The organism is Pseudomonas sp. R62 (genome assembly GCF_000257605.1).
Taxonomy (GTDB): Bacteria; Pseudomonadota; Gammaproteobacteria; order Pseudomonadales; family Pseudomonadaceae; genus Aquipseudomonas; species Aquipseudomonas atacamensis.
In genome coordinates this window covers 1,710,869-1,716,963 of sequence record NZ_JH635998.1, presented here as the reverse complement: position 1 = coordinate 1,716,963, position 6,095 = coordinate 1,710,869, and the positions used below count along the sequence as shown (strand labels likewise).

Genomic DNA, 6,095 nt, shown 5'->3' with positions numbered 1-6,095 from the left:
ACCACGGTGCGCTGCGCCGGGCCGGCCTTGCGCACGCCGACACGGGCGTCGGCCAGCGCGGCGTCGAGTCGCGAGGCCAGGGCCTGGGTGTTCTGGAAGAAATTGATGAAACCCGGGCCGGCGATTTCGGCCTTGGTGACGTTCTCGTCAGCGGGCAGGGCGGCGATGATTTTCTCCGCCAGATCGCGTGGCTTCATGCCGGCAGGCTTGGCCAGCATCATGGCGATGTTGCTGGCGAAGTCGCCGTGGGTCTTGTCGCGGGCGTTCTCCACCTGGATCGCCGGCGTCAGGCCTTCAGGCAACACACCTTCGTTGACGAGTTGGGTGAGGGCTTGCTGGATCAGCTGGCGAATGGTGTCTTTCATGGTCTTCTCTTTCGACCGCAAGCGCGGCGGGCGCATCGATGCGCGGGTGGAAAAACTGGGCATTATCCGTTGCGAAGACGGGCTTGCCAACCTTAGCAGGCAGGATGTGGATATGTGGTGACAAAAAGTCCGCTTTCGCGAGCAGGCTCGCTCCCACAAGGTTTTGCGCAGGACCCACAAGGTATGTACGGCGCTGATCCACTGTGGGAGCGAGCCTGCTCGCGAAAGCGATCTTCAGCTCAATACAGATCCACCGGATCAACATCCAGCGACCAGCGCACTGCCCGCCCACTCGGCATCTGCTCCAGCACCAGCATCCAGCTGGCCAGCAAGCGGTGCAACGGTGCCCGCGCAGTCGCCTGCAACAACAGCTGGGCGCGATAACGCCCGGCTCGGCGTTCCATCGGTGCCGGCACCGGCCCGAGCAGCTCGATGCCGCTCAGATTCAATTCGGCCAGCAGGCGTTCGGCCGCGCTGCACGCTTCATCGAGAAAGCCTTCCGCCTGCCCCGGCTTGTGCGCTTCGGCACGCAACAGTGCCAGATGGGCAAACGGCGGCAATCCGGCGGCGCGGCGTTCGCTCAGGGCTTGTTCGGCGAAGGCGAAATAACCCTGCTCGGTCAGTTGCACCAACAAAGGATGGTCGGCGAGGTGCGTCTGGATGATCACCTTGCCCGGCTCTTCAGCCCGCCCGGCGCGCCCGGCGACTTGGACGATCAGTTGCGCCATGCGCTCGCTGGCGCGGAAGTCGCCGGAGAACAGGCCGCCGTCGGCATCCAGAATCGACACCAGCGTCACCCGTGGGAAGTGGTGCCCTTTGGCCAACATCTGCGTGCCGACCAGAATGCACGGCTGACCCTTTTGAATCGTCGCAAACAGCTGATTCATCGCGTCCTTGCGCGATGTACTGTCGCGATCGACGCGCAGTACCGGGTAATCCGGGAACAGAATCGCCAGACGCTCTTCGGCGCGTTCGGTACCGGCGCCGACCGGGCGCAGATCGACCTTGCTGCACTTCGGACACTGGCGTGGCGTGCGCTCGACGTTGCCGCAGTGGTGACAGCGCAACTCGCCGTAACGTTGATGCACGGTCATGCGCGCATCGCAGCGCGAGCACTCGGACATCCAGCCGCAATCGTGGCAGAGCAGGGTCGGGGCAAAGCCGCGACGGTTGAGGAACACCAGCACTTGCTGACCGTTGGCGAGGGTCTGGCCGATGGCTTGCTGCATCGGCCCGGAAATACCGCTGTCGAGCGGACGGCTTTTGACGTCCAGACGCAGGAAGCGCGGTTGCTTGGCGCCGCCAGCGCGTTCGTTCAGGCGTAACAGGCCGTAGCGCCCCGTGTAAGCGTTGTGCAGACTTTCCAGCGACGGCGTGGCGGAGCCGAGCACGATCGGGATGTTTTCCTGCCGCGCGCGCACCAGCGCCAGATCGCGAGCGTGGTAGCGCAGACCTTCCTGCTGTTTATAGGAACCGTCGTGCTCTTCATCGATGATGATCAGCCCGGGATTTTTCATCGGCGTGAACAGGGCCGAACGGGTGCCGATAATAATGTCGGCCTCGCCATCACGGGCGGCGAGCCAGGCTTCCAGGCGTTCGCGATCATTTACCGCCGAGTGCAGCAGGGCGATGCGCGCATTGAAGCGCTGTTCGAAACGCGCCAGGGTCTGCGGGCCGAGGTTGATTTCCGGGATCAGCACCAGTGCCTGTTTGCCGGCTTCGAGGGTCTCGCGTATCAGCTGCAGATAGACTTCGGTCTTGCCGCTGCCGGTGACGCCGGCCAGGAGAAAAGCGTGGTAACTGTCGAAGCCGGCGCGAATCGCTTCATACGCCGCGCGCTGTTCGCTGTTGAGCGGCAGCTCCGGTTGCGCCAGCCAATGTTCATGGCGAACGCCGGGGGCGTGGCGGCGGATTTCGACCTGCACCAGTCCCTTGGCCAGCAGCAGATCGAGGCTGTCCTTGCTCAGCATCAGTTTGCTCAACAACTGATGGGCGACGCCGTGAGGATGCTGGGCCAGCGTGGTCAGCGCCTCGCGCTGGCGTGGCGCACGGGCGACTCGCGGGTCGTCAACGCTGGCGCCGGGGGCAATCGACCAGAAGCGTTCCTGCCGGGCCTCGGCCAGCTCGCCCTGACGCAGCAGCACCGGCAAGGCCCAGTTCAAGGTGTCGCCGAGGCTGTGCTGATAATACTGCGCCGTCCACAGGCACAGCTTGAACAGCGCCGGCGGCAGCGGTGAAGTCGAGTCGAGGAGGGCCAGTGCCGGTTTGAGTTTTTCTGCCGGCACCTCGCTGGTGTCGGTGACCTCGACCAGAATCCCGATCATCTCGCGCCGGCCGAACGGCACCCGCAGGCGCATGCCCGGCTGCAATTGCTCGCGCCGCACCCCGGCCGGCGCCCGGTAATCGAACAGGCGGCGCAGAGGCGAAGGCAGGGCAAGGCGCAGAATGGCGTCGGGCACGCGGGGGGATCTCTATAAACGCGAAAGAAGGGTTGAACGCAGATCAATTGTGGGAGCGAGCTTGCTCGCGAAGGCGGTGTATCAGACGCTTGGACATTGACTGACACAACGCATTCGCGAGCAAGCTCGCTCCCACAGGGGAATGCGTTCAAGGCCGGGAGCCTAGCAGACGGTCGGTCTCGGTGACAGCTTGCGCGATTGAAAAGGTCTGGTAGAATCCGCGGCCTAATTACGTGCGGTATTCAACAATAGTGTTGGGTGGCGGCACGCTAGCCTGAGGAAGACACCATGAAAGCCGAAATCCATCCGAACTATCCGGAAATCGCTGTTACCTGCAGCTGCGGTAACAAGTTCGAAACTCGTTCGACCTACGGCAAAGCCTTGGCGATCGACGTTTGCAACGAATGCCACCCGTTCTACACCGGTAAGCAGAAGACTCTGGACACCGGCGGCCGTGTGCAGAAGTTCGCAGACCGTTTCGCTACTTTCGGCGTCGGCAAAAAAGCCTGAGGCTGATCATTTTGGAAGGTCGCTTCGACTTCTCCAGACTGATGAAAAAGGCGTCCCTTGCGGGCGCCTTTTTTGTGTCTGCGATTTGGCTGTCCGCCGCCCAGGCGTTCTGCCCGGCACCCGCAGGGCTGACCAGCGTCAGTGTGCAGCGGGTGGTCGATGGCGACACCCTGCGCCTGAGCGACGGGCGCAATGTGCGCATGATCGGCCTCAATACGCCGGAGCTGGGCAAGCAGGGCCGCAGCGACGAACCCTTCGCCGCGGCGGCGCGCAAACGCTTGCAAGCGCTGGTGGATGAGAGCGGCGGCCGGGTCGGTCTGCGGCCCGGCAAGCAGGCAAAAGACCATTACGGGCGTACGCTGGCGCATGTTTACAGTGTCAGCGGTGCCAATCTCGAAGCGCAGATGCTTGCTGATGGTCTTGGTTTTCACGTTGCGGTCGCGCCGAACATCGATCTGGTCGCCTGCCAGCAGGCCGCCGAACGCAGCGCGCGACAGGCCGGGCTTGGTCTCTGGCGGCAATCGCCGGTCCAGAAAGCGCAGCAGATCCAGCGTTCGGGCTTTGCCGTAGTCAGCGGTCGGGTGAGCAAGGTGCAGCGCAATCGCGGCGGAATCTGGATCGAATTGCAGGACACGCTTGTATTGCGGGTTGCACCCAATCTGCTCGGACAATTTGACAGTGATGGCATGCGAGCATTGAAAGGCAGGCAGATCGAGGCCCGTGGCTGGGTGGTTGACCGATCCCGGCGCGGTGGTCTGCAAAAAGGTCAGGCGCGCTGGTTGCTGCCGTTGACCGATCCTTCGATGCTGCAGGTATCGCGCTGAAGAAAAATTGTAGACATTTTTACGGTTGATTGTGAACAGTCCAGCCCTTGTGCGCCGTGGCTCTTGGCCCAAAGTCGTAGGGCAGGGCGCTTGACAGCGGTGACTGCCCAGTCTTGTGGGGACTTTGCGAGGCGCGTATCCTCGCTGACCAGTCTGTCCAACAGTAAAAAAGCGGAATGCCAAAATGTCTGATCTGAAAACTGCCGCTCTCGAATACCACGCCAATCCTCGTCCGGGGAAGCTGAGTGTCGAGCTCACCAAGGCCACTGCTACCGCCCGCGACCTGTCGCTGGCCTACAGCCCCGGCGTAGCTGAACCAGTACGCGAGATCGCTCGCGATCCTGAACTGGCCTACAAATACACCGGCAAGGGCAACCTGGTGGCAGTCATTTCCGACGGCACCGCGATTCTCGGCCTGGGCAACCTCGGCCCACTGGCTTCCAAGCCTGTAATGGAAGGCAAGGGCGTACTGTTCAAGCGTTTCGCCGGCATCGACGTATTCGACATCGAAGTCGACTCGGAAAGCCCGCAAGCCTTCATCGACACCGTCAAGCGCATCTCCATCACCTTCGGTGGCATCAACCTGGAAGACATCAAGGCGCCAGAGTGCTTTGAGATCGAACGCGCTCTGATCGAGCAGTGCGATATTCCGGTGTTCCACGATGACCAGCACGGCACCGCGATCGTGACCGCTGCGGGCATGATCAACGCCCTGGAAATCGCTGGCAAAACCCTGCCGGAAGCGAAGATTGTCTGCCTCGGCGCCGGTGCTGCCGCCATCTCCTGCATGAAACTGCTGGTGAGCATGGGCGCTCGCATCGAAAACATCTTCATGGTTGACCGTACCGGCGTGATCCACTCCGGCCGTGACGACCTGAACCAGTACAAAGCCGTGTTCGCCCACGCTACCGAGAAGCGCACCCTGGCAGACGCACTGGCAGGCGCTGACGTATTCGTCGGTCTGTCCGGTCCGAACCTGCTGAGCGCCGAAGGCCTGCTGTCGATGGCGGCCAACCCGATCGTCTTCGCCTGCTCCAACCCAGATCCGGAAATCTCCCCGGAACTGGCGCACGCCACCCGTAGCGACGTGATCATGGCCACCGGCCGTTCGGACTACCCGAACCAGGTCAACAACGTGCTGGGCTTCCCGTTCATCTTCCGTGGTGCCCTGGACGTTCGCGCCAAGCGCATCAACGAAGAAATGAAAGTCGCCGCCGCCAACGCCCTGCGCGAACTGGCCAAACTGCCTGTTCCACAGGACGTGTGCGATGCCTACGGCGGTGCTCCGCTGGAATTCGGCCGTGAGTACATCATTCCGAAACCAATGGACAAGCGCCTGATCACCCTGATCTCCGACGCCGTGGCCAAGGCTGCGATCGAGACCGGCGTGGCCACCCTGCCGTATCCGAAGAACTACCCGCTGAAAAGCGTGGATGACGTGTTCAACGGCTAAGTCGTTGTAGCGCTTCAAACAAAAGCCCCGGCTCGCGAGAGTCGGGGTTTTTTTTGTTTTCGGGAGTTCTCAGGATCGCATTTCATATCGACAAGGACCCTCACCCTAGCCCTCTCCCAGAGGGAGAGGGGATTGACCGAGGTGTTCGACGCCCTTCATCGACCTGAGAGAGTGGTGTCGATTATGGATTCGGCACAACACTTTCAGGTCGATGTAGCTCCCCAAGCATCCCCCGATCAGTCCCCTCTCCCTCCGGGAGAGGGTTAGGGTGAGGGGCTCTTGATCTTCGGGCAATAAAAAGCCCCGCACTTCTCACGAAGGCGGGGCTTTTCAATGGCTGCCGGATCAGAACAAATCGATCGGCGCCTGTTCATCCGCCGGCAGCGGGCTGCCAGGCACAACGCCGTTGCCCAGTTCGTTCACCGATGGCGGTGTGTCTTCGGCCTTGAACAGTTCGAAGTACGCCCCCGGTGTGCTCGGTGTC

Annotated in this window: 6 protein-coding genes and 1 pseudogene; 4 read left to right on the top strand and 3 right to left on the bottom strand. The window is 62.1% G+C overall.

From position 1 onward, the window contains the following. Window positions 1-365: pseudogene (locus OQK_RS08880) on the bottom strand (arginine--tRNA ligase); the annotation flags it as partial. Here OQK_RS08880 and OQK_RS31850 point away from each other — a divergent pair. Then, entirely contained in the window at window positions 364-486 is a 123-nt protein-coding gene (locus tag OQK_RS31850) for a hypothetical protein (RefSeq protein ID WP_016772057.1), read from the top strand. The pseudogene OQK_RS08880 and the gene OQK_RS31850 overlap by 2 nt on opposite strands. Before the next feature lie 118 nt (window positions 487-604). Here OQK_RS31850 and OQK_RS08875 read toward each other — a convergent pair whose 3' ends face one another. Next, window positions 605-2,824, bottom strand: coding sequence for a primosomal protein N' (locus tag OQK_RS08875; RefSeq protein ID WP_016772056.1), 2,220 nt, complete (start codon window positions 2,822-2,824; stop codon window positions 605-607). Window positions 2,825-3,112: 288 nt separating this feature from the next. Between OQK_RS08875 and rpmE the strand changes: the two genes are divergently transcribed. The 3 genes from rpmE (at window position 3,113) to OQK_RS08860 (ending at window position 5,611) form a co-directional block, all read left to right on the top strand. Further along, window positions 3,113-3,334, top strand: a complete 222-nt coding sequence (gene rpmE, locus OQK_RS08870) for a 50S ribosomal protein L31 (protein ID WP_016772055.1) — start codon at window positions 3,113-3,115, stop codon at window positions 3,332-3,334. Between the two features lie 41 nt (window positions 3,335-3,375). Then, the gene (locus OQK_RS08865; RefSeq protein WP_038861153.1) at window positions 3,376-4,158 is read left to right on the top strand and encodes a thermonuclease family protein; all 783 of its coding nucleotides are present in this window, start codon (window positions 3,376-3,378) and stop codon (window positions 4,156-4,158) included. Window positions 4,159-4,342: 184 nt separating this feature from the next. Continuing rightward, window positions 4,343-5,611: a malic enzyme-like NAD(P)-binding protein gene (locus OQK_RS08860; protein ID WP_016772053.1), complete on the top strand. Its 1,269-nt coding sequence runs from the start codon at window positions 4,343-4,345 to the stop codon at window positions 5,609-5,611. A 345-nt stretch (window positions 5,612-5,956) separates the two neighbouring features. Here the strand turns inward: OQK_RS08860 and OQK_RS31125 are convergent. Continuing rightward, a partial coding sequence (locus OQK_RS31125) for a hypothetical protein (protein WP_038860787.1) occupies window positions 5,957-6,095 on the bottom strand: 139 nt, incomplete at its 5' end.

Excerpts from the sequence above, each read along its gene's own strand:
- OQK_RS08860 (WP_016772053.1), top strand. The coding sequence starts at position 4,343 with ATGTCTGATCTGAAAACTGCCGCTCTCGAATACCACGCCAATCCTCGT.
- OQK_RS31850 (WP_016772057.1), top strand. The coding sequence starts at position 364 with ATGGTCTTCTCTTTCGACCGCAAGCGCGGCGGGCGCATCGATGCGCGG.
- rpmE (WP_016772055.1), top strand. The coding sequence starts at position 3,113 with ATGAAAGCCGAAATCCATCCGAACTATCCGGAAATCGCTGTTACCTGC.
- OQK_RS08865 (WP_038861153.1), top strand. The coding sequence starts at position 3,376 with ATGAAAAAGGCGTCCCTTGCGGGCGCCTTTTTTGTGTCTGCGATTTGG.